Raw genomic sequence first — 1538 nt, forward strand, 5'->3', positions numbered from 1 at the left:
TTTGATTTTCTAGCCTCTTTCATTTCATCTTGAAGACTTGTTGTTCCCGAATCTTGCCCATTCGCTACCTCTGGATTTCCATTCCCTTCTTTTTTCATGTCTTCTTGAATAGATGGCATACCACCATTCTTTTTATCTTCTTCCTTATTTAAGTTACCTTTTTCTTTTTCTTTTTTTGCTACATCATTACCATTTGCTTTTTTCTGATCTGCTTTTTTCATTTGATCTTGCAAGGACTCTTTATTTTCAGACTCACTCCCTTTTTTCAAACCACTTATAAGACCAGCCACGCCACCTGTTGCCATCGCTGCCGCACTTGCTGTTTTAGCTGCTGCAACACCCGTTCCTTCTGCTGCACCTTTCGCTCCTTTTCCAATCATATTTCCGAGACTCTTCATTGGTTTTGAATTTGCGAGACTGCCAATTCCTTTACCAAGTGCGAAACCACCTACTAACATGCCCCAACTGCTCTTTAATCCAATATCTATTCCAAATAGCCTTTCTACGACTGCCGGACCATCTAGAACTGCCATACTAAATGCCGCTAATGCAATCAGATACGGTACACCATTTAATTTGTCATGGACAAATCCCGTCCCAATTAGATATAGCTTCAAAGATAGGAATATCATAATCGTTGCTATAAATATATTGAGAATATTGGATAACACAGCTTTTAACTTTTGACCATTCGCAACATCCGCTGGTGCTAATAGGTTCGCCAACAAGTAGTTAAATGCTAACTCATAAAATAATCTAGCTAATTTAATACTTACTAATAACAAAGTTAATCCTGTTATCAGTAAAGTAAAGAATATATTCCAGAAATTCCAATGCCAGCGATAATACTTTTCTGGAAAGAAATCAAACCATCCATCTTTTAATTCTGCTAAAGATGCAACTCCTAACGCATCCATTACTCTTTTATTCTGCAAAATTTTCTGACCATCATCCGATAAATTTTTATCCTTTGTGAACGCAAAATCTTTATCTATTTTTTCAGTAATATCTATCTGTCTAATATTTTTTTCAGGAATATTGTTTTTCGGATTCATATCCTCTTTCTTTTTCCATCCGTTTTGATCTATTACTGCAACATCCGTTATATTCTTCTTAATAATTTCATCACTTAAAGAACCCTTTTGTTCAGATTTCACAACCGCTATGGCATCATCGGTGAACTTATCGACCTTTGTCATACCAGTACTTAATAAACAAAGTACACTCAATGTTATGAAAATATTGATGATAATTTGAGAACGATTCATTTGTTTGTTCATTATAAACATGTAGCCAATATATAAAAACGAAATGGCTAAAAGAACGACAAACAATGGATATAACATATCAACAAAATTTTGTATTTCCGGTGAATTAAAGAATCCTTTAATCCCCAGAATTGCATCTGTCACACCTTCTAAAGCATCTACAACTAAAGATAAGCCTACAATTAGGAACCATCCTAGCCAACGCAATACATAATTCACGATGTCTCCTACTTGAAGATAATCCGAGAACGATTCTAAAACCTTTAAAAT

1 protein-coding gene is annotated in these 1538 nt (G+C 34.9%); it reads right to left on the bottom strand.

Annotated elements, in window-relative coordinates; translation table 11 throughout:
- Positions 1-1538 (bottom strand): pLS20_p028 family conjugation system transmembrane protein (locus BM089_RS30395; RefSeq protein ID WP_346725745.1); only part of this gene is annotated, 1538 nt, incomplete at both ends.

The organism is Bacillus sp. 5mfcol3.1 (assembly GCF_900114335.1).
Classification (GTDB): domain Bacteria; phylum Bacillota; class Bacilli; order Bacillales; family Bacillaceae_G; genus Bacillus_A; species Bacillus_A thuringiensis_S.